Source organism: Novosphingobium profundi (genome assembly GCF_020524485.1).
GTDB classification, from domain to species: domain Bacteria; phylum Pseudomonadota; class Alphaproteobacteria; order Sphingomonadales; family Sphingomonadaceae; genus Novosphingobium; species Novosphingobium profundi_A.
Genome location: NZ_JAIVLF010000009.1, coordinates 23817 through 46477, shown reverse-complemented (window position 1 = coordinate 46477; position 22661 = coordinate 23817). Strand labels below are relative to the sequence as shown.

Below are 22661 nucleotides of genomic sequence, written 5' to 3'. Positions count from 1 at the left end.
TCCTGTGCCCGGTGGATCGCGCAAGGTTTGCCCAGCATATCACCTGCAAGAGGGCGCCTGCACGCAAGGCGCCCCGACCCTATCGCGCACGAAGACTTCAGTTTTCGCGCAGGTCAATAAACCTTCGGCGGCAAATAGTAGCCCCGCATCAGAGCGTAGTCACCATAGCAATATTGCAGAAGGTTCTTGCGCGCGCGCGGGAGAAGGTCGGAGAAAGCCAGCTTGGCCCCTCCAGTCTGCTCGCGTCCCATCTTGAGATCCATGCCCGTCTCACCCTGCAGGAAATCCACAAGCTCATCGAGTTCATTGATCGTGTAGATCTTGTGATAGTAACTAAGATCATAGCCGAGAAATGCCGACGTCATATCCGTATGATGCTTGATCGAAGGCGACAGAGCTCGAAATTTCTCGATATTGTTGAAAAAGTGGTCTGGAGAAGGGTTGGGATGCACCTCTAGCTTCCGAGCCATTTCCATGTCGATCCGGTCCTCGGACAACTCCTTGTGGAAGCCTACGCGATTGCTGAAAGCAGACAGCATCCGGGCGACCGGATCACGAATTACCGCAATCCGCGTCGACCCCACGAGAGCTTTCTGATCAACGACCTGGAAATATTCCGTCGGGTACATGGAGTTGTGTATATGTTGCACCTCCCCATTTACTTCCGTCATTTCAAAATCTTTGCCATTCTCAACGTAATAGAAGAGATACTTTATCGAAGTGCAGGCCGTCTTCGGAACAGGAAAATAGGAAATCTTATTGTTGAGAATATTGACTGGCATACTTTATTATTCCAAAAATAGCTTCAGCATTCGAGACGCAGCGGCATCGCATACGCTTGCGGCCGCAGGAGTACCGGCCCGTTATGCGGCCGATTGCAGCCCTTGGCAACGCCCGCCAGACTTCTGAAATCCTTACCAATCACAAGGCCAGTACGGGCTCAAGCGAAGATCGCTTTCGCATTCAGGTGTACGCCCTTTCCGACGGCCGGTTCAAAAGTGAGACAAACGCCTAAAAAGGCGCACGCGAACCGCGCCCGCCAGCTGCATCAAGGCCCCCTGCCTTTGGAACAGGCCGTGCCCCCCGGACATCCACGCCCTCTCCAGCTGATCTACCCAACTTAATGAACACAAACGATTTGTCGACGCGATGCTACAACGCTACCCCTCATCAAGGCGGTGGCGCGCCGTTCTGGTGAAACGCCGATGCAACCGGAGGAGAAAAGTGCGCAAGCCATTGCCTTGATCGACCAAAGAGTTACCTTCCCCTCCCAGAAACGACCGCCAGCCTCCGCACTGACATTGACGAAATTTCATCTCAGGGACGCAATGCCCACGCTACTTGGAATCTTCCGCTTGCCCCGCCTCACTGCCTGCCTTCGGCAACGCCTTACCAAATGAGAATTTCGATGAAAAAGATTGATACCCTGTTCGGATTTGGCGCCGCCCGCACAGCGGGAGGCAAGCGAAAGGCAGGACATCGCACCGCCGTCCAGTACAATATCGATCGCGCCGATGACAAAGTCATATCCGGATGGATCTGGGACCAAGGTCAGCCCGACGAACACCTTGAAATGGAATTGTTTCAGGATGGCAAGCTGATCGGCTCGGCCCGCGCGGACATGTTCCGCGAAGATCTCAAGCTTGTTGGCAAGGGCAAGGGTGACCACGGTTTCCATATCGCCCTGGATGGCCAGCACAATCTGCTGCCCGGTCATGACATCACCTTGAAATGCACGAACGGCTTCGAAGCCCACTTCGCCATCGAAGACGAGAGCGGCCCGAACGCCCAATCGCCAGGCCGCGGAAAGGCCAGGATCGATTACAGCATTGATGTGATCGATCTGAACGAAATTCGTGGTTGGGCCGTCTCCCGCACCGAACCAGGTCGCCGGCTCCGGATCGAACTGCTCGAAGGCGGCAAGGTTATTGCCTCGGCGCAGGCCTCCGAATTCCGGGAGGACTTGCGCGATGCGGGCAAGGGCGATGGCAACCACATGTTCGCGATTGGCGTGCCCCATGCGATCAAGGACGGCCTGCCGCACCAACTTGCGCTGAGTTGTGAAACGGATGGCGGTGTCTTTCTGGAGCTTGGTGCGCGCACTTTCGCCAAAGTCTGCGCGGACATTTGCACGTGTTCGCCGGCAGGAGTTTCGGGCACCTCGTGGATCGAGAACGGCGCAGCAGGAACCTTCGATCTTGCCATCACCCTGAACGGAAAAACGGTGCACTCGGGGACGACCGGCCCCGACGGTGAATTCGACTACCAACTGCCCCCCGAAGCGATCTGGTCTGCGGTCAGCGAAGCGATGGGCGAGGAGACCGCGTCGCTCCTCCTCGAAGTGCAGATCCAACACCAGACCGTCCTGGCCCGAGAATTCCCGTTCGAGATTTCCTCCTCCCAGCAGCTTGCGCTTTGCCTTGATCGCTTCAATTCGGATCGCATCCGCGGTTTCGTCGTGCGTGCCAAGACACCCGATGCGCCCTTCCACCTGGCCTTCGATGGCCAGGAAATTGCCACGCTGGGCAACGAGAGATGCGCCGCGTTTGACCATTTCATCGAAGACCCCGAACTGGAGGACGGCGACTATCGGGTGACGATCGGAGCGGGCCCCAACCCTGCAGACGGGATCGAGCGGACACTGGCCTTTCGCCACTACGACGTGGAACTCGACGTGAAGGACAACGTCCTGCACGGAAGCATTCGCCAGGCAGGCCCCAAGAGCGCCAGCCTCGTCGCCGAACTGCTCCTCGATGGCCGCCCCGTCCAAGGCATTGCCCTCAAGCGGGCCGAAGACAACGAAGACGCCTCCCCCTACAAGGAGGACCACGACAGTCGCCTCTGGACATTCTCGGCTGCCATCTCGAACCGATGGCTCGACGGCAAGCTTCACAAGGCCCAGATCCGGATTGCCGGAACCGATGGCCTCTTGCCGGAAAGGCCCATCTTCTTTCAGGCGGGGGACCCCCGAAGTCAGGTCCTGTCCGACTTTGAAGCCCTGCCTGGCAAGTGCCTTGCGGGCTGGGTTGTCGCCCCCTGGGCACCGGGCTCGGTCGCCAACGTGACGGTCAGGCGGGGGCGCGAAATCCTCGCCTCCGGACCCGCGGATGAATTTTCGCCGGCGCTGGCATCGAACGGAATGATGCCCCCGCACCACGGCTTCCGTTTCGAGTTGAACGCACCCGCCGGTGCCGAGCTCACCGTTCATGTCGAACTCGACGGTGACGAACTTTTCACCTACCCCATAACGCTCATCGAACAGCAGCGCCCCTTCACGCTCGGCAGCGCGGGTGTCGACCGGGAAGGCCTGTGCTTCCTTCTGCCCTCTCCCGGAGAAAGTGCGCGCGCACGCGAAGAAGCGCGCTCCTTGCTGTTTCTGGCGGTGGCCTCGGCCCAGGCATGCCAAGACCCGATCACCATCGCCCTCCCGCACATCGGAGCCTCGCCCGGCGCAAACGAGGAGAGTTGCAGCGCCATTGTCGAGGATCTGGTTGGCAAGGCCGGGCAGGTTGCCCTGGAACACGCCGAATTCGTGCGCATTCCCGCCCCCCCGCTGCCTTCGAATGCCTACGACGCCTCGCTGGCCGCCTACAATCTCGACATCTGGATAAAGGCCAATCGGTTCCGCAAGATCTTCGCGACCAGTCGGCAGGGCGTGACCGCCTATTGCGCAGATTCGCTGCGCCAGGGCCTCCTTCCCGGGGACACCGAAGTTGTGGTCCTCTGCGAGAATCTGAGCATCGCTGACATCCTCGACAACGATCAGTTGCTCGATCAGCCCGAAGCCATCTTCGAGGAAGCGCTGGAACGCCGCGCCCTCAAGGGGGCGACACGGGTCATCGCGGCCAACTCCAGCGCCGCCAGGCGCGCAACCGAGCTTCTTGGCAAGCAGGTCACGCCCCTCGTCACGGACCTGACCGCAAACGCCGAACCCACCAAGCTGGCGGCCGATACCCTCGCCCAGGGCCTCTGGCTGGTTTTCGCCGGACCCTTGCGGACACGCAACCAGCTTCGCCTCTTCTGCGACGCTCTTGATCGCGTCGCCCGCAACGCCGCGGTCGGAGCCGACGCCCTCAACATTGCTATCATCGGCCCGGACGACCTGGTGCGCGAGCGCGGCGGCGTTGAATTCCTGCGCGACCGCGCGCGCAAGTGGCCGTTCCAACTCCGCATCCATCCCAACTTGACCTGGGACGGTTATCGCCGGGTCATTGCCCGGTTCGCCAAGGCATACCATGTCGCGGTTCCGGAACTTGCGGGCACCTGCTGGGAGCAACTGTGCGTGCGCGCGGGCATGACGCCCTTTGGTGCCAGTGCGTTCGATGCCGGCAATCCCTCGGCGCTTGCGCAGGACATCGAACGGCTCGTGCGCGCAGAATACGTCCCGCAGGACCGGAGCGGCCAGCCCGCAGCGGCAAGCCTGGCAAGCCTGCTCGCCGTCCAGGAGCAGACGGAGACCAACACGCCCCCCGCGTCCCCCCCCGATGACGCGGCCTTGCCCCCGCTTGTCAGTGTCTGCATCAGCCACTTCAACCGACCCACGCTTCTGCGCCAGACGATCGCTTCGGTGGAAGCCTGCAATTACCCCAACCTGGAATTCATTGTCGTTGATGACGGCAGCAGCCTTGCCGGGATCGCGGACGAACTCGCGCAGATCGAGACGTCCTTGAAGGACAAGAACGGTCGGATCGTTCGCCAGAGCAACCGCTATCTGGGCGCCGCCCGCAATACGGCCGCGCGCGAGGCGAAGGGCGAGTTCATCATCTTCATGGATGATGACAACCTGGCGCACCCGATGATGATCCGGGAATTCCTGCGCGTGCAGCGAGAGACCGGCGCCGCCATCGTCACCTCCCGCTTCGCCCTCTTCGATGCCCTTGATGCCATCGACCCCGGCCTCGACGTGCCGCGCCGCATCGGCGCACCGCTGGGGGCCGATGTCGCCGGAGGCATGCTCACGAATTGCTTTGGCGATGCCAACATGCTGGTCACCCGTGAGGGCTTCGAGAAGATCGGTGGGTTTACTGAGGACTATGGCCGCGGCCATGAGGATTGGGAATTCTATTCCAGGGCCGCGTCACTGGGGCTCGGGCATGAACTCCTCACCCGCCCCTTGTTCTGGTATCGCGAAGCTGAAACGAGCATGCTCCGCGGGCGCGAGTCGGTAGAGTTCGATTTGCTCCGGAACATTCGGGGCTTTCGCGCGGCGATGCCCGATGGTGCCTATCGCGCGGTCCAGCTGGCCCAGGGACTGGTCGAACGCTGGGACGAACCGGCCAGGCCGATCAGCGCCCAGCCCCGGACCGGGCTGAAACCGGCCAACCGCATCGGCTTTGGCCGGGCCGCCGTGGTCATGCGGACCAAGGATCGTCCCGTCCTGCTCCAGCGAGCGATCGACAGCGTCATCAACCAGACCTTTTCGGACTGGACACTGGTCATCGTCAACGACGGCGGCGATCCCCGCCCCGTCCAGGCTCTCGTCGATGCGCGCAAGCACGCCTTGCAAGGACGCGCCCAGATCATCAGCAATCCGGCTCCTACAGGCATGGAAAATGCCTCCAACGCCGGTCTCACAAATACGGCGAGTGAATTCGTCTCGATTCACGACGACGACGATGCCTGGGCTCCCGAATTCCTGGAGCGAACCATTCGCCTTCTCGACACCGCGGATCCCAGTGTGGGCGGCGTGGTCACCCATGCGACGGTCGTCATCGAGGAAATCGACAACGACAGGACAATCGAGCGCGAGCGGTTTCCGTTCAAGAAGTTCGAAGCGATCGAATTGTCCAAGCTCGCGCTCGAAAACCAGTTCCCCCCCATCTCGTTCCTGTTCCGCAGGTCGGTCATGGACGCCATCGGCCAGTTCAATGGCGAACTTCCGGTCCTGGGCGACTGGGATTTCCACCTTCGTGTGGCCGAGAGATTCCAGATCGAGGTGATCCAGGAACCCCTTGCCTACTACCACCACCGCGCGGCGGGGACGAGCAACGGCTATGCCAACACGGTTGTCGCCCAGCGTGACATCCATCGCATATTGCGCGCGAAATTCATGAACCAGCATCTTCGCTCGTCGCTGAACTCGGGTGAGATCTCGAACGGGGATGTCCTGCTCATGGGCGATTTCCGGAAAAGTGTCGAAGACCGCATGGATGAGTTCAAACAGCATCTCCATTGGGTTGAGAAGCTCATGAACGACAATCGCGAGCATATGAAATACATGGAAAAGATGCTGCTCAGTTCGTCGCAGGAAAGCCGGTCGAAATGAGCTTGCACGCACTATCCGACCAACCGGAAATCGGATTGGACATCGACGATCCGGCCAGGCAGCTTGCTTCCGACTTCGATGTCATCTCCTTCGATGTGTTCGAGACCTTGCTGCGCCGGAAGGCCACGTTCCGTCCGGTCGACATCTTCCACGAGATCGGCCGGCGCTCCCAGGCCGAAACCGGCCTGGAGCCGTTCGATTTCGCAACCTTGCGGGTGCGCGCAGAGCGTGACGCACGCAACCGCGCAATCGGCCAGGGCGGCGATGAAGTGCGTCTCGACGAAATCTACGCGACGCTCGGCGGTCTCGCCCCCACACTGGGGTACCTGCCCTTGCCCCGGCCCCTGCTCGAGCGCTTGCGCGATCTCGAGATCGAAGTCGAACTCGAACACCTGGAACCGATCGAAAGCGTACAGCAGTTCTACAACTGGGCGGTGGCCCAAGCCAAGACCATCATTTTCGTCTCGGATTTCTATGCTCCCGCCTCCATGCTGGCCAAAGCCCTGGAAAAGGCGGGCTATTCCCTCGAACATGCGCTGTTCGTCTCCAGCGAAATTGGTCTGACCAAGCACAAGGGCACCCTTTACGGGCACGTCCTCGAGACCATCGGCAGCGATCCGACACGTGTCCTGCACGTGGGCGACAATGCCTGGTCCGATGGCTCTCGCGCCCTCCAGGCCAATATCCACCACCTGAGGATCAACAACCCTGCCGGTCCTCTCTCCTGGCACCTGCGCCTGGCCGATTCCCGACCCGCACCACGCTTGCAAAGCGCCATGATGGCCAAGGTCTGCGACGATGCGTTCGGTCATGGGCTGGTCTCGAAGAAGCCCAACCAGCTTCCCCTCATCGAGCGGGTCGGGCGTCTCGCATTGGGGCCACTGCTGCTCGGCCTGGCCAGTTGGCTTTACGAAGAGGCGGGCAAGCAGGGCTTCGACAGCCATTACTTCTGCTCGCGTGACGGCCTGGTCATGAAGCGGGCTTTCGACTCGTATCAGGCCCATTTCGGGAAGCGCGTGGACACCCGCTATCTCGAAGTTTCGCGTCAGGTGATCTATCGCGCCCAGGCGGCCCGGGATGTGGCGAGCGTCAAACCCCTTTTCGTCCAGAATTGGGACCAGCTCACACCGGCACATGCGCTTGCGCGATGGGGGCTGACACCGGAAGAATTCTCCGAGGAGATCGTCAGGGCCGGTTTTCGCAATCAGGACGAACTCGTCGCGCTGGGCGATGCCAAGGGCCAGACACAGTTCGCGCAGCTCTTCGATCTGTGCCGCGATGCTCTTGCCGCGGCGAACCGCCCCCATGCCGAGTTGATGGGCCGCTACCTCGACGAGGCGGGCCTGAACTCAGCGTCCTCCCCATGCCTTGTGGATATCGGGTGGCATGGTTCGATGCAGCGCGGTCTGACGAAGATACTGGACCGAAAGGATCTTTCGGGCCGCTACCTCGGCCTTTTCGCGCCGCGTGAAGAGATGAAGGCCATCGGCGCGGAGGGCTACCTCTTCTCGACCGACGGCACCCCCTTGTCCCGCGAACTGCGGGCCAGCCCGAGTCTGGTGGAATTGTTGCACACGGCAGGACATGGCTCGATTTGCGGCTACCAGGCCGACCCCAGCGGGCACGTTGTCGCCACGTTCGAGGAGCGGCCTGCCGAAGCCGCCCAGTACACGGCGACGATCGAAGGCATACAAACGGCCGCGCTGGACTTTGTCGACGAGATTCTCGGCCGCGCGGGTCCGATTGCAGCTATGATCGATCCTGCCACCGCCTTCGCAGGCCTTGGTCGGCTTCTCAACCGGCCCTTCGCCGATGAAGTGGCGAAGATTGGCGCGCTGCGGATTTCGGCGAACTACGGAGCGCTTGCCAAGAGTACGGCCCTGACGGACCTCTCTCCTGAAGGGTATCGTCTGTGGAACTACAACAAGCAGGGCTGACCTCAGCGCCGAGCCCTCGACCGGATCGGTCGGGGGCTCGCAGGGCGTTACGCTACCTTCCTTGCAGCCCTGAAAGCACTGGACTGAATTTGTTGCCTTTTTATGCACCCATTCCGGTTGCTGATGGCCGTGACCTTTCTGTTCGCCTCGTGTCAAACTTTCGCAGAACGCCTCTATTGACATGACTTGGTGGCCTCCGCAGATACGCAGCATATTTTCGGAGCGAAGGCGCATGATGGATAGCGCCCTTGCCAGATCCTCGCGGCCAGAGCGCGGCACGCCAGGAACTCGATCTACAGGCTGAAGGCATGTCATCCAGAGCCATATTTACAATTATTTCAAATAATTACTCTGCCTACGCCACGACACTGATGGCGTCGGTTCGCGAGGTTGAACCCGACTGCGACACATTTGTCTGCCTGGTCGATGAAGAGATCGGCGATCCCGCTCGATTTGGCGAGGGCGTCACGGTTGTGCGCGCGGTCGACCTGGGCATAGATCAGTTTCAGGACATGGCGCTTCGCTACGATGTCATGGAACTGAACACTTCGGTGAAGCCTTTCATGTTCCTGCACCTTCTCGAGAAAGAGGGATACGATCAGGCCATCTACATGGACCCGGACACCTGGCTGATCGAAAGACTGGCCGACGTTGACGATCGGATCGCAACGGGAGCTTCGGCGGTCCTTACGCCCCATTTGCTGGCCCCTCTTGAAGATGCCTTGATGCCGGACGATCACGCGATCCTGAAATCCGGCGTCTATAACCTGGGCTTTGCGGCCTTCTCCAACAAGGCCGAAGCGCGCGACTTCCTGAAGTGGTGGTCGCACAAGCTGCGCTTCCAGGGCCAGTCGGACATCCCGAACAACCTGTTCACGGACCAGCGGTGGTGCGACATGGCGCCGTGCTTCATGGAAAAGCTCGCCATTCTTCGGCATCCCGGTCACAATGTTGCCTATTGGAACCTGGCCAACCGCCAGGTCAGGGCGCTGCCGAACGGCACGTTCGAAGTCGATGGCCACCCCCTGGTCTTTTTCCATTTCAGTGGATTGGTCCGCAGCGAGCCCAAGCTGGTCTCGAAGCACCAGAACCGTCTGCAGTGGCAGGATCTGGGTTCCTTGCAGCCACTGTTTCAAAGCTACCGCGCCGCCTTGGAAAGCCATGGCTGGGCCAGTGACCAGGCGCGATCCTACGCCTATGGGACGCGCAATGGACTGAAGATCGGCGCGCCGATCCGCAGCCTATACCGCAAGCTCTATCCCGACCGGCAAGCCATGGCCGAACTGGATCGTGATTTCCTTTTGCGCCTTTGCAATCAGCCGGTGCAGCAGGACCTGTCACGCGATGGCCTCATAATGACCGAGCTCATGCTCCACGTGCATGAGAGCAGGCCCGATCTGCAAGCCGCTTTCCCATTTGGCACACTGCGCGGCATCAAGGCCTATGTGCGCTGGTTCGAGCAGACGGCAGGGCGGGAATACGGCCTCGATGAGGCCGTGACGCAGCAAGCGCAGATTGCCGGGCACCGCCACTCCCGATTGAGCGATGCGGCCGTTCCTCCGGTTCCCAATGCCGGGCGCAGCCGCCCCTACCGCCTGTGGCGCAAGTGGAGGAAGAGCTTCCTGAATTTCCAGGCCCGTTTCTAGATCTGCCCCTCCCGCCTCCCGGATCGATCCCTACATCGCACCATGCTGAATGACGCCCTCTTCATGCCTGCTGAGTTTCCTCCCACATCCGATGGGCGGCTCCTCAGCAACCTGATGCACATCATCTGGCTCAGCCGCCAGGACCTGCAGGCGCAGTACGACCTGAATGAAGAGGCCGGGCGCGAGGGGTTTCTGCGCTGGTTCGCCTTTGCCGCAGCGCAGGAATACCTGCTGCCGAACGCCGTTCCGAAGGTTGGCAAGCCCTCCCCGCGCCCCGGACCGCTCTATTACAGCCTGGTGCGCACAGGTAGCCGCCTGGCACGCCTCACCCATTGGATGCCGCACTCGGTTCGCCGTCGGGGCTGGAGCCTGTGGCTGGAACTGGCCATGAAGCTGGGCGCGCAGCCCGCCCTGCGCGAAACGACCTCCGGACCTGGCAAGGCCCCCGCCCTGCCCGGCGTGAACCTGGTCGGGTATGCCAACGGCCTGCTCAGCCTGGGTGAGCACATCCGCATGAGCGCCAAGGCGCTCGCCCAAACCTCCCATGACTTTGCCGTCGTCGATTTCCAGGTCGGGGTCACGAGCCGCCAGCAATCCAGGGACGAGCAGATACCGACCGTCCGGTCCAATCGGTTCTCGACCAATCTCTTCCATGTCAACGCCGACCAGATGCTCAATGCCTATACCCATCTCGGCCATCCCTTTTTCGCGGATCGCTACAATATCGGGTTCTGGGCCTGGGAGCTGAGCGAGTTTCCCGAGAACTGGGTCCCCATGATCTCATTCGTCGACGAGATCTGGGCACCCTCCCGCTTTGTCCAGGAGGCGATCGCCCAGGTTACGGATAAACCCGTAACCCTCATGCCGGAATGCGTCGAACTGCCCGAATTCGAAAGCCTGGGACGGGGACATTTCGGGCTGCCTGATGACGCCTACCTGTTCATCTACCTCTTCGATTTCCTCTCCTTCATGGAACGGAAAAATCCCCAGGCCGCCGTAGCCGCCTTCCACAAGGCCTTTCCCGCTGGCGACGAGCCGGCGGGCCTCGTCCTCAAGGTCATGAACGGAAACGAAGACGACCCGCAGTGGCAGTCTCTCGTGGCGCGTATCGCGGGAGACAAACGCATTGTCCTCATCAACGAGACCATGAGCCGATCCCGGTCGCTTGCGCTGCTCAACTGCTGTGATTGCTTCCTTTCGCTCCATCGCTCCGAAGGTTTCGGACGCGGCCCCGCCGAAGCCATGGCGCTCGGCAAACCGGTCATTGCCACCAATTATTCGGGAAACACCGATTTCACCAAGGCTACAAACAGCCTGCTCGTCGATTACACGCTCGTTCCGGTTGCGCCTGGCGCGTACCTTTATGGCCACGGCAAAGTCTGGGCCGAGCCCGATGTCGAGCATGCCGCACAGCATATGCGGTTCGTGAGTTCGGACCCCTGCGGCGCGGCGCACATAGCCGAGGCCGGGCGCGCGTATGTCCGCGAGCATCTTTCGGCCCGGGCCGTCGGCAGGACGATGACCGAGCGACTAGGGGACCTCGGGCTCCTGTGAGCTTGGAATGCGGCGCGTGATCAGGGTCTGATCACGGTAATATCGCTGTATCCATAAGGGTGTAGCGACATCGCGCTGACTTGGGCGCCAGCGTCGAGAACCTCTTCCATCACAGCCTTGAAACCACCCAGGGAACGCGCTTCCATCACCCCCCAGTTGGTGAAATTGTTGCAGACGATGCTGCCCCCCGACCTGACCTTGCGAAAGACGCCGTGCAGGTCCTTGCGAACAACCTCGTAGTCCTGGGCGACATTGACATAGGCGTAGTCGAGCGAACCATCCTCGAGCGTCTCGAGGGCTTCGTCCGTATCCCCGTCCAGGCTCTCGATCCGCCCGGATTGAAGTTCCGCGGAGAGAGGCCCGGCTTGGGCAGACTGCCGCTTATTGCCGAGCAGGTAGAGCTTGGCCGCCTGGGTCGTGTCGAACAGAGTGCGCGTGAAGGCTGGCGGCTGTCGCCCCACCTGCACGCCAACCCCTCCCTTGGGCAATTGCGCGACGATGTCCGCGCGCCTCGGCAGCACCGTGCACCCTGCCAGCAGGTCCGCCGCGAGTGTCGGCGCAGGCCCCGGCAGCAGGAAGTCCGGCGGGCTCCCTGCCTTGCGCTGGTATATCCGCAAGGCCGTCTGCAACTCCGCCAGCGCCCCATTCGCACGCTTCTTGAGACTTTCAATCTCCACCGCCAGTGGCGGCGGCGGCGCGTCCTGGGCACTGCCCAAAAGCGTCCCGCCCTGCGCGGCCTCCTGCTCCCTGAGCATCTGCTCGTAGAATTCGTAGCCGCTGTCGAGATCGGGGAAATCGTAGAGCCGCCCCTTGTTCAGGACGACCGCCCGGTCGCAGTGCTTGCGGACATAACCGGGGCTGTGCGACACGATGATCATGGCCCGGTCGCGCCGCTTCTCGAAGAGCTCGCGGCGGGACTTTTCCTGGAAGCGCGCATCGCCCACGGCGACGACCTCGTCGATGAGGAAGCAGTCGAACTCGATCGCCATGGAAATTGCGAACGCGAGGCGCGCGCGCATGCCTGTCGAATAGTTTTTGACCGGCTCGCGCAGATAGCGGCCAAGCTCCGCGAAGTCCTGAATCTGGTCGATCTTTTCTTCGGGCTTGATGCCGTAGATCCGGCAGATGCAGCGAACATTGTCGTAGCCCGTGAGCGCATTCTGAAAGGCGCTCGTGAACGCCAGCGGCCACGATACCGACATCGTGCGATGGACCACCCCGCGCGTCGGGCGCTCAACACCCGAGATGATCCGCACAAGCGTGGACTTACCGGCCCCGTTGACGCCGAGAATGCCGACCTTTTCACCCGGCCTGACCGTCAGGTTGATGTCGTGCAGGACACCGACTGCGCCTTTGCGCGTCTTGTATTCCTTGGCGACGTTCTCGATTCTGATCATGAACTTGCCATCCCTGGCATCACATCACTCATCCCGGCTCGATTTCACGCGACAGTTTGCGCGTCAGGGCCAAGCCAAGCAAGGTCATCAAAGTGCACACCGCAATGACGTAAAAGACATCGTAGTGGGCATGATAGCGCGAACCGAAAAAGCCTTCGCGAACCAGTTCGGTTCCACTGACCATGGGGATCCACAGGACCACGTTCTGGAACTGCGACGGCAGGGCATCAACCGTAAAGGCCGCGCCGGAAATCGGGAACATGATGTAGGCCATCGGGTGCCAGATCTTGTCGACGATCTCGGAAAAGAACGCCATGGCTCCCAGCAGGATGCCGGCACTGCACCCCAGCCAGGCCAGCAGGATCCAGCCTCCCAGGACCTTGAGAATATCCTCCGGCAGCCCGGACCATCCGATCGCGTAGAACAGCAGCGTGAGGATAAAGAATGACATGCCTGCCCCGATGACCTCGAGCAAGGCGCGCGCGAGCATGATATCGAAGGGCTTCACGTTGCGATGGTGCAGAAGCGCAAGATTGGGTTCGATCGCACCAATCGCGCGCGAGATCACGTTGCGCCAGACCAGAACGCAGGAATACCCGGTCATTGCAAAGTCCACGATCGGCAGATCGGATCCGTGAAACGAGGAAAGCAGGCTCCAGAGCGTGGCGACGCCCACCGTGAAGAGCATGGGCTCCACGAACAGCCAGAGGAACCCGATGTTGTGGCGTCCATAGCGCGTGAGGACCTCGCGCATGAGCAGGGCACTCACGACGCGGCGCTCGATGTTCAAACTGCGCAGAAGCGATGGTTTGCCACGTACATCCACAAGGTCAGTCCTGGTGCTCGCGAATACCGGCGATCAGCATCGTCAAAATGCCCCAGGTGGCAAAGCCCAGCGCAAGGGTCGACAGGATACCACGCAAGCGGCGCGGCTCCAGCGCCTCGTCCGGCACGTTGGGGGCGACAATACGCTCGACATAGGCCTGCTGGCGCAAGGTATCGCTACGCGCCTCCTCATAGGCCGACATGGTTGCGGCCAGTTGCTTTTCCGCAAACTGGTTGTCCAGCAGGAGATGCTGGTACTGGACAGCGGACCCCGCGAGCGACTCCCTGCCCTTCACCGTCTTCGAGGTTTCCTCGGCAATTTGCGAGGCAAGATCCCGCGCCGTCGCTTCGAGAACGGAGATCTTGGGGTTCTCCGGCGCAAGCTGCCGATACTGGCTCAGCTGCATTTTCGTGGAAATCAGTTCGTCCTGCAACTTCGAGATCATTTCCAGCTGCGCGCTCGCCTGCTGTTCGGGATCCAGGATGCCGCTGGAATTGCGGAACTCGGCCAAGGCCATGGCCGTTGTCCGCACTTTTTCGTTCGCTCTTTCCACTTCCTTCTCGGCGACCCGAATGACGTCGGCCTGGGCCCGCTGCGTGAGGCGATTGATCAATCCCTCCGAGCGCTTCAGCAAGAAGGCGTTGAAGCGATAGGCATCCTCCGGATCGAAGGCACGCACGCTCAGAGTCACGATCGACGACGAGGAATCGTAATCGATCGCAACCTTGTCCATGTAGTACTTGTAGAGACTTTCATTCGAGCCCTCGACGCCGAAAGGATCGAAACGGTCGAACAGAAAGATGGACTTTGCGCCGAAGGATTCTTCCAGCGCGTGCTGCTGGTTCAGATCGTTCATCGCGCTGCGCGACTGGACATAGGCCCGTGCCGCGTAGACTTCCGTGCCTTCGCCCGACCAACTACTGGACCCCAGCAAGCCGCCCAGGCCGTTCACGCTTGGTTTCTCGGGATTCTGGACGACGAACTTCGATTCGGAGACATAGATGTCCGAAGCGGCAAATCCGAAATAGAACACGGCAAGCAAGGTTGGAATGACGACGGTCAGATAGAAGAGCGGCCCCACCTTCTTGGCCTTTTCAAACGCAGCCTCGACATAGGACTTCGAGGCCCCGTCCTGCCCCTCGTCCTGGGCGAGGTCAGCACCATGGCTGGACGCATGCTGCGCCGGCGTCATTTGCGAAAAATTCATTTCAGATGCGCATCTTAGGAGTAGCAAAGCCCAAACTGTGAGTGCCCACTGCAACCGCAGCGGTTGCCTCGCAAATGCCTGCCCCCAAGCGTATTTGCAATGCAAAAGTGGCAAGTCCGATCCCCCCGCATCAGCAACCACCTGACGCCTGCGAACCCTCGCCCCGGCACTGCAATCCCCGGAACTCTGCTGCAATCCGCTGCGCCCACCGGTAAATTGCCCAAGCGCGGCACCTGCCGAATGGACGTACAAACCGGACGATGCGCGGCAGTCTGCATGGCAGTTCACTCTCCCGATGAGATCGGCTAGGGGCATCGCCATGGTCGAAACACGCAGAAATCCCGATCGAAAACCGACATGGCATCGATTGGTACGTGCTGGACTCACGCTACGGATACATTTGCAGGCGCTGCGATCGACACCGCGTCCCTATGCGCTCGCGGCATGGTGGCGCCTGAACGGCAAACGCGTCCGCGCCCACGCCCATTTCGCTCCGCTGTTGGCCAAGTCCCCCCTGGCCTACAAACTCTGGATGCTCGACAACGAAGTTTCCCCAACGGGCGCGGAGACCTCAGACACCGGGCCCGCCCAGATTGAGCCCCCCCGAATTGCGGCGATTGTATATGATCGCGAGCGAGGCGCCCCCGAGGCGCGGGAGCGCACCTTGCGCAGCCTCTGCGCCGAGCGAATCGATCTGCTCGAAGATCTTGACCCGCCGGAGATATCTGACTTTGCCGGCCCTGAAAATCGCACGCTCTGGATCCTGCCGATCGCGGCCGGGGACATCCTCGCCCCGGGCGCCGGCGCGGTGTACGGTCAGCAGCTTCAGGATCGCGCGCAGCTGATCTATGCCGACGACGATCTTCTGGACCGCGACGGGCAGCGCCATTCCCCCCATTTCAAACCGGAATGGAACAAGGAGCTGTTCCAGCATCTCGATTATCTGTCCGGGGCGTGCATCCTGCGCGTTCCACAGAAGAACCTCGCCGGGAATGCGACCAACTGGCAGAAGCAGCTCCACACCCTCGTCGATCAGGCGAGGGAGGGCGACATTCGCCATATCCCTCAGGTCCTGCACCACCGCCAGTCGCGCCCGACCGCGCGGATGCCGGGCGCCATCGCCATGGACACCGGCGCATGGCCGTCCGTCAGCGCCATCGTCCCCACGCGCAATGGCCTGCATCTGCTGCGCACCTGCATCGAAGGTCTCGAGCGAACGAACTATTCCGATCTCGAGGTCATCATCGTCGACAACGGCAGCGACGATCCGGAAACTCTGGCCTACCTGGCCGCCCTCGCCCCCGAGCGATATCGGGTACTCCGGCACCCCGGGCCGTTCAATTTCTCCGCCCTCAACAATCGGGCCGCCAGCGACGCGCGCGGAGAGCTGTTGTGCCTGCTCAACAACGACATTGAAATCATCGACCCCGACTGGCTCCGAATCCTGGTCCATCAGGCCCTCCGACCCGATGTCGGAGCGGTGGGCGCGCAACTGCTCTATCCCGATGGACGGATTCAGCACGCGGGCGTTGTTCTGGGAATCGGGGGCGGGGCGGCCCACGCACACCGACGCCTGTCGCCCGATGAGGAAGGCTATTTTCGCCGCCATGCCCTTCCGCAATTCACGTCTGCGGTCACGGCGGCCTGCCTCGTCGTCCAGCGCGCCCGCTTCGAAGCGGTTGGCGGTCTCGACGAGACCCAATTCGCCGTGGCGTTCAACGATGTAGACCTGTGCCTGCGACTCAATCGTCAGGGCTGGCAATCCTTCTACGAGCCCCGCGCAAGGCTGATCCATCACGAATCGGTATCGCGCGGGCACGACCGGGATCCCACCGGCGCTGCCCGCCTGGCCAACGAACTGGCCGCGTTGAAATCGGCCTGGTCGACAGACCGGATCACGGACCCCTTCCACCATCCGCAACTCAACCCCTTCAGCGAACACTTCGTGGTAAGGCTCTAGGACGACCGGCATGATGCCTTCAGCCCGAAACGACCGGCTTGCACTGCCGCAAGTGACCCTCTGCGCCGTGACCTCCGTCAATCTATCGGCCACCATTCGTGCGCTCGAAGTCAGCCTCGAACAGATTGCATTTGGCCAATGCCTGCTGTTCACCGATGCGCGCCCCGAGCGGCTTCATCCTTCCATCCGAATAGTGCCCGTCGATCGCCTGACCTCGTCGGCAGCCTACTCGCAATTCCTGCTCAACCGGCTTGTCGATTATGTCACGACATCGCATTGCCTCGTGGCGCAGTGGGACGGCCACGTTCTCGATGCGACGCGCTGGCAGTCCGAATTTCTCGAATACGACTACATCGGGGCAAGCTGGCCCCAGTTCGATGACGGACACGACGTCGGCAACGGCGGCTTCTCCTTGCGCAGCCGACGGCTCATGGAGCTTTGTCGCGCACCCGATTTCGAGCAGGCGCATCCCGAAGACCTGGCGATCGGACGGACCAATCGCGCCTGGCTGGAAGCGCAGGGCCTACGCTTCGCCCCGCGCGAGCTGGCCGACGCGTTCTCTGCAGAGCGCCGGGCCGACGTGCGCCGCACCTTCGGATACCACGGAGCCTTCCGCATGCCCGATGCGATCGGCCCCGAGCGCTTCTGGGACGTGTACAAGGATCTGGATGACATAGGCACCGTGCGCCACGACTTCTTCTCGATCGCACGAGACATGTGGCCCATGCGCAACGCCCTCGCACGGATCTCCAGGCTCGCGGCTGATTGCCTGCTGCTCCCCCTGCGGCGCAAGGCGCGCAAGAGCTAGCGCCTGCCTTGCCCTCCTGCCCCCTGCCGCAGGGGCCAATCCGGCCTGTCGCGAAAAAGGGAATCGCGCAGTGACATATGGGGTTTGGAGCGATACAGCGGCCCCACAACCATGCCGGACTGGAATGTCTGGCGAGGCGCTTTGCGCTTCTTGACCAGATCACAGTTCAAGAGCAACAGATGAAGATCGCTGGATTTTTTCCGATTGATTTCCGCTTCGACATGACACCGCGACACGCGCTGGCATTGTCTGCCCTGGTCCTGCTGGGCGCCTGTTCGACGTTGCCGAGATCGGGACCGTCGACGGATGAAATCAATGATCTCCCCGCGAGCAGCACGGAAACGGGCGTACCGGTTCAGGTCGTCGATGTGAACGCGCAGGTTGCCCAGCGGCTGAAGTCACACGAAATTCCGCAATCCTTCCACGCCGATCTCGGCGAAGTGCCCCCTTACGGCAGCATCGTGGGACGCGGGGATGTCCTCTCCATCTCGATCTGGGAAGCGCCCCCTGCCCTGCTCTTCGGCTTTGGGATGAGCACGGAGAGCAGCAGCGCAGCCGAACAGGCAGGGCGGGGCGTTCCCTTGCCGGAACAGATCGTGGAAGCGGACGGGACGATCAGCGTTCCCTTTGCCGGACGCATCACCGCAGCGGGAAAGACCCCTCAGGACATTGCCACCGCGATCAAGTCCAAGCTTGCAGGCAAGGCCCATGACCCGCAGGTCATCGTGCGCATCGCCCAGAACTCCACGGCCGACGTGACGGTCATCGGCGACGTCACGAACAGCTTGCGCATGCCCCTGAGCCCCAAGGGCGAGCGCTTGCTCGATGCCCTGGCCAGCGCCGGTGGCGTGCGCCAGCCCATCGGCAAGATGACGGTCCAGATAACGCGAGGCGACAAGGTCGTCGCAATGCCGCTTTCCCAAGTCATCAACCGGCCTACGGAGAACGTCAGGCTCGAGCCCAATGACGTCGTCACGGCCCTGTACCAACCATTCAGCTTCACCGTTCTGGGCGCCGCCGGGCGCAACGACGAGGTATCGTTCGAAAGCACGGGTCTCACCTTGTCGCAGGCGCTGGGCCGGATCGGTGGACTGGATGATCAAAAGGCGAATGCGCGCGGCGTCTTCATCTTCCGCTTTGAAGACCCCGAAGTTCTCGGTGTCAGGAGCGATCCTTTGCAGACACAGGCGTCGGACAACCGGATTCCCATCATCTACAAGATCGACATGCGCAATCCCTCGACGCTCTTTGCCGCGCAGTCCTTCCCCATTCGCGATGACGATCTGATCTATGTCTCGAATGCGCCGCTGACCGACTTTTCGAAGTTCCTCCGCGCGGTTTCACAGATCGTCTACCCGATCGTCGCGATTCAGAACGCCAACATGTTCTGATCGAGCTGCGTAGCCTCTGCCAAGTCGCGGGCGGGGGGAGAATGGAGAAACCCAGGTGGCGGCAAGGGGCCGCCGCGCCCACTTTCGCGCCACCTGGACAAGAGCCTTTGGCAGCCCGCTCCTGCGGCAGGACAGGTCCTCCTGGCAAAGCGTGTGCAGGGACGGCTCGAAACCACCGGCACATGGACAGTTTTTCCTCGATCCGGTCCTGTCCCCCTGCCTATACTCCCAGAATTGTTCTGCGATTTCTGTTCGGGAGACACATGGGCCTCATTCAAAAACTGCTCATCCGCGCAAACCGATGGCATTTTGTTCATTCCTACAACACGATCATTGCACGTGAACGTAAGAAATATCCAGGCGACCTGGAGCGCGCCCTGATCGGCGCCATTGGTTCCTCGGGACCTGAAGATTTCGCGCGGCAGGGGGATCTGCAGGTCGATGTCCTGCGCCACCATGGCCTTGCGGATGGCATGGCGATCTATGACCTGGGCTGTGGCTGCGGCCGCACCGCGATGGCGCTGCAACGCGCAGGCTGGCAGGGCCGCTACACCGGCGCGGACATCGTCGCCCCGCTGGTTGCACACCTGAAATCCCGCTGCCCGGACTACCGCGCCCTCGTCCACCGCAATCTCACCATCGCCGCGCCAGACGGCTCGCAGGACATCGTGTTCCTGTGGTCGGTCTTCACCCACCTCTATCCCGAGGAATGCTACCTCTACCTGCGCGACATGCACCGGGCCCTGAAACCGGGCGGCAAGGTGATCTTCTCCTTCCTCGAGTTCGAGGACCCGGGCCATCACCGGGTCTTCCACACCCGCACCGCCAACTTCGCCGCGAAGGGCTGGTCGAGCGTTCTCGACAGCTTCCTCCACCGCGACTGGATCCGCCTCTGGGCGCGCGAGCTGGGCTTTGCCGAGCCGGCCTTCACCGACGGCACCGATGCCCGCGACCACGGCGCTTTCTGGCAAAGCCTCGTCGTGCTGGGAAAGCCCCGTTGAGCCGGGAAAGCTGAAGGCATGAACCCGGGGCCGCTGGCCCTCAGGTTCACCGGGTCGGGCGCGTTTCGCACAACCGTAAGAGACATGCGCTAAGGGCTGCGCCATGTCGCCCGCCCACGCCCTCACCCGGTCGCGCCTTCCCTGGTTCGCGGACCATCGAACGAGGCGGACCGCCACGGGGGAAGCCCGCCTCCTGGCCTATGCGGCGGGCAATTTCGGCAAGAACATCACCTTCTCGGGCGCCGAGATCACGTTCCTGTTCCTGCTCACCGAACTGCTCGGCCTGCGCGCGGCCACGGCGGGCGGGCTCATGCTGCTGGTGCTGGCGGGCGACCTCGTCTTCGACCTCCTCGCCGCGCGCATCGTCATTGCCATGCAGGTGCGCGGGCGCAGCTACCGCTGGCTGATCGTGGCTGGAGCCGCACCGTGCGGCCTTGCCTTCGCAGGCGTCTACGCCCTGCCCTTCCTCTCAAGCCGGATCTTTGCCGGTGCCCTTCCCATGGCCGCGATGGCGCTGGTGCTCGTGCTCTTTCGCGGAGCCTATGCGGTGATCGACGTGCCGCACAACGCCCTGATGACCCGGGTCAGCGCCGACAGCAGGGTGCGCGCCCGCGTTTCGGGATATCGCCGCCTGTTCTCCTCCTGCTCCTCGCTCACCATTGCCCTTGTCCTCACTCCCATCGTGCAGGCGGCAGGCACGACCGGCGACCATACCCGGCTTGCACTGGCAGGCGGGCTCGTCGGGCTCATCTTCACCGCAACCATGATCGCGAGCGCGCGCTGCGCGCCGGGCACGGCGGATAGCCGCGCTGCCCCCAGCGCAGCGCCGTGCCGCGACGGCCTGCGCGTGCCGCTGCGCGCGCCACTGGTGCTGGCCATGCTCGCCCTTGCCGCGCTGACCGGCTTCGCCCCGCCCGCCTTCGAGCGCATGCTGCTCTACATGGGCGAGCACGTGCTCGCCGCGCCCAGGCTGGTCGGAGCTATCCTCACCGCAATCACGATCGGCCAGTTCGCAGGGGTCGCTGCCTGGACCGCGCTTACCGCGCGTATCGACGGTACCCGCCTCCTGATGCTGGGCCACGCGACCTGCCTTGCCGGCCTTGCCCTCTTTGCGCTGATCGGGATCGCCTTTCCGATGGGCACTTCGGCGCCCCTCCTCGCCAGCGCGCTGGTGATGGGTTTCGGGCAGACCGCGATCTACATGCTCCCCTGGAGCCTGCTCGCCGATGTCGTCGACGCGCTCGAATGGCAGTACCGGCGCCGCTTCGAGGCCGGGCTCTTCGCGATCTTCCTCGTCGCCATCAAGGCCAGCGGCGCGGCCTCGACGGCCAGCCTGGGCCTGCTTCTCGACCTAGCCGGATACAGCCCCGGAGAGGCCGCGAGCCCCGCCGTGCGCGGCGCGATCCTGGCACTCGGACTTGCCCTGCCCGCCGCGGGAAGTCTCGCCGTCATTGCGGTGCTGGCACGGGTGAGGCTGGGCCATGCCCGCCACGCCCGGATCCGGCGTGCGCTGATCTGGCGGGAAGGAAAGACATAAGAAACAGGCAAGGGGTCATCACCCCTTGACCCCAGAACCGGGCGACCCCGCCTTTCATTCGCCACGTCGGCTGAGAACGGTGAGGTGGCCCAGTTTGGGGAGCCCGAGGGCGATCGCCCTCGGAACCTTCAAAGCCCCGCAGGCGCACTTCCCGTTTCCGGATTGAAGGCCGGATTGGCAAAGTCGATGGGCGAGGGATCGACTGTGGCCGGGTCCTGCGCGCTCTCTTCCCAGGCGCGGCACAGCATGTCGCGCAACATCGCGGCGGCTGAACCTGTCTGGGTGAGGATCAGGTCGCGCACGTCCGCATCGGAAAAGTCGCCGAACTGGTCGCGCTTCTCCAGCTCGTAGACATAGCCGACCTTGTCGCCTGCCGCATCGAGGTAGGCGAGGACTGCGTCGAACATGTCGCCCTCGCCATGTGCCCTGGCGGGCATCTGCGCGGTGACATCCCCCGCGCTCAGGTCCATCGCATCGACGAAGCGGCTCTCGAAGCGGCCATGCACCGACCTGCTGGTGGTATAGCCCTTCGGGTTATCCCCCAGCCAGCCATCGGCATGGACGGAATCGTGCATCGGGTTGCCGCCATCGCCGATGTAGTGGCCCAAGCGGATCGCGTGGAACGCGCAGTGCCGTTCGGGAACCGAGGCATCCCCGCCCGAAGCTCTGGCCGCGCGAACCTGGCGCATGCACACGATCAGCCGCTCATAGGTTTCCATAGCGGCATAGGGCAGAGTGCCGGTCCAGCGCACATTGGTGCGCGCAGCCGCAGCGGGATCGCTGTCCTTGATCGCCTCGCGGTGCTTGAACAGCGCCAGCACGAATTCGTAGCGCGAACGCGGGATCGGATCGAGGAAGGTGAACTGCTCGCGAAACCAGCCATGATTGGGGTCTTCGGCGATCTTGGAAAAGCCCTCATCGTTCCCACGCCAGGCGTCGGGATAACCCGCAGAGGCGGCGATGTAGTCCTCATAGTCTTGCAGGAACACCGGACCATCGGCGGGGATCGCCTCCAGCGCGGCGCGGTCGATCATCTCGTGCCCACGCTTGCCCCAGGCGTGGGCGGTGGGGGCATGGAGAACGAGCGCGGACGAAACCGCCAGCGCGGCAAGGGTGAGTTTGCGCATCATCG

The 22661-nt window shown here is 62.3% G+C and carries 15 protein-coding genes; 9 read left to right on the top strand and 6 right to left on the bottom strand.

Annotated elements, in window-relative coordinates; translation table 11 throughout:
• Nucleotides 1-113 precede the first annotated feature (113 nt).
• A complete protein-coding gene (locus LC060_RS20475) occupies nt 114-782 on the bottom strand; it encodes a sulfotransferase family 2 domain-containing protein (RefSeq protein ID WP_226638557.1) in 669 nt (222 codons plus the stop codon).
• A gap of 530 nt (nt 783-1312) precedes the next feature.
• Entirely contained in the window at nt 1313-2020 is a 708-nt protein-coding gene (locus LC060_RS20470) for a hypothetical protein (RefSeq protein WP_226638556.1), read from the bottom strand.
• On the opposite strand from LC060_RS20470, the gene LC060_RS20465 reads away from it, so the two are divergent.
• The 4 genes from LC060_RS20465 to LC060_RS20450 all read left to right on the top strand — a co-directional run bounded on the left by LC060_RS20465 (nt 1997) and on the right by LC060_RS20450 (nt 11402).
• Nucleotides 1997-6265 carry a glycosyltransferase family 2 protein gene (locus LC060_RS20465; RefSeq protein ID WP_226638555.1) on the top strand — a complete coding sequence of 1423 codons (4269 nt, stop codon included), beginning with the start codon at nt 1997-1999 and terminating at the stop codon, nt 6263-6265. The genes LC060_RS20470 and LC060_RS20465 overlap by 24 nt on opposite strands.
• Nucleotides 6262-8202: an HAD-IA family hydrolase gene (locus LC060_RS20460; RefSeq protein WP_226638554.1), complete on the top strand. Its 1941-nt coding sequence runs from the start codon at nt 6262-6264 to the stop codon at nt 8200-8202. The genes LC060_RS20465 and LC060_RS20460 overlap by 4 nt, the downstream gene beginning before the upstream one ends.
• A 248-nt stretch (nt 8203-8450) precedes the next feature.
• Nucleotides 8451-9848, top strand: a complete 1398-nt coding sequence (locus LC060_RS20455; protein ID WP_226638553.1) for a hypothetical protein — start codon at nt 8451-8453, stop codon at nt 9846-9848.
• Nucleotides 9849-9911: 63 nt separating this feature from the next.
• On the top strand, nt 9912-11402 hold the full coding sequence (locus LC060_RS20450; RefSeq protein ID WP_226638552.1) for a glycosyltransferase family 4 protein: 1491 nt from the start codon (nt 9912-9914) through the stop codon (nt 11400-11402).
• 20 nt (nt 11403-11422) lie between these two features.
• Here LC060_RS20450 and LC060_RS21100 read toward each other — a convergent pair whose 3' ends face one another.
• From LC060_RS21100 to LC060_RS20435, 3 genes are read right to left on the bottom strand one after another with little or no spacing between them, the layout of a single operon-like run.
• Nucleotides 11423-12799, bottom strand: a complete 1377-nt coding sequence (locus tag LC060_RS21100; RefSeq protein WP_319005463.1) for an ATP-binding cassette domain-containing protein — start codon at nt 12797-12799, stop codon at nt 11423-11425.
• Nucleotides 12800-12827: 28 nt separating this feature from the next.
• Nucleotides 12828-13625 (bottom strand): ABC transporter permease, encoded by a 798-nt coding sequence (locus LC060_RS20440; RefSeq protein WP_226638551.1) that lies wholly within the window; start codon nt 13623-13625, stop codon nt 12828-12830.
• A 4-nt stretch (nt 13626-13629) separates the two neighbouring features.
• Nucleotides 13630-14817, bottom strand: coding sequence for a hypothetical protein (locus tag LC060_RS20435; protein WP_226638550.1), 1188 nt, complete (start codon nt 14815-14817; stop codon nt 13630-13632).
• A 334-nt stretch (nt 14818-15151) separates the two neighbouring features.
• Here LC060_RS20435 and LC060_RS20430 point away from each other — a divergent pair, with 334 nt between their 5' ends.
• The 5 genes from LC060_RS20430 (at nt 15152) to LC060_RS20410 (ending at nt 21529) form a co-directional block, all read left to right on the top strand.
• Complete coding sequence (locus LC060_RS20430; RefSeq protein WP_226638549.1) at nt 15152-16792, top strand: glycosyltransferase family 2 protein; 1641 nt, start codon at nt 15152-15154, stop codon at nt 16790-16792.
• A 67-nt stretch (nt 16793-16859) separates the two neighbouring features.
• The gene (locus tag LC060_RS20425) at nt 16860-17600 is read left to right on the top strand and encodes a DUF5672 family protein (protein ID WP_319005462.1); all 741 of its coding nucleotides are present in this window, start codon (nt 16860-16862) and stop codon (nt 17598-17600) included.
• Between the two features lie 179 nt (nt 17601-17779).
• Nucleotides 17780-18991 carry a polysaccharide biosynthesis/export family protein gene (locus tag LC060_RS20420; RefSeq protein WP_226638547.1) on the top strand — a complete coding sequence of 404 codons (1212 nt, stop codon included), beginning with the start codon at nt 17780-17782 and terminating at the stop codon, nt 18989-18991.
• A gap of 263 nt (nt 18992-19254) precedes the next feature.
• Nucleotides 19255-19992, top strand: coding sequence for a class I SAM-dependent methyltransferase (locus tag LC060_RS20415; protein ID WP_226638546.1), 738 nt, complete (start codon nt 19255-19257; stop codon nt 19990-19992).
• A gap of 103 nt (nt 19993-20095) precedes the next feature.
• Nucleotides 20096-21529 (top strand): MFS transporter, encoded by a 1434-nt coding sequence (locus LC060_RS20410; RefSeq protein WP_226638545.1) that lies wholly within the window; start codon nt 20096-20098, stop codon nt 21527-21529.
• Between the two features lie 128 nt (nt 21530-21657).
• Here LC060_RS20410 and LC060_RS20405 read toward each other — a convergent pair whose 3' ends face one another.
• Nucleotides 21658-22659 (bottom strand): nuclease, encoded by a 1002-nt coding sequence (locus LC060_RS20405; RefSeq protein WP_226638544.1) that lies wholly within the window; start codon nt 22657-22659, stop codon nt 21658-21660.
• Between the last annotated feature and the right edge of the window lie 2 nt (nt 22660-22661).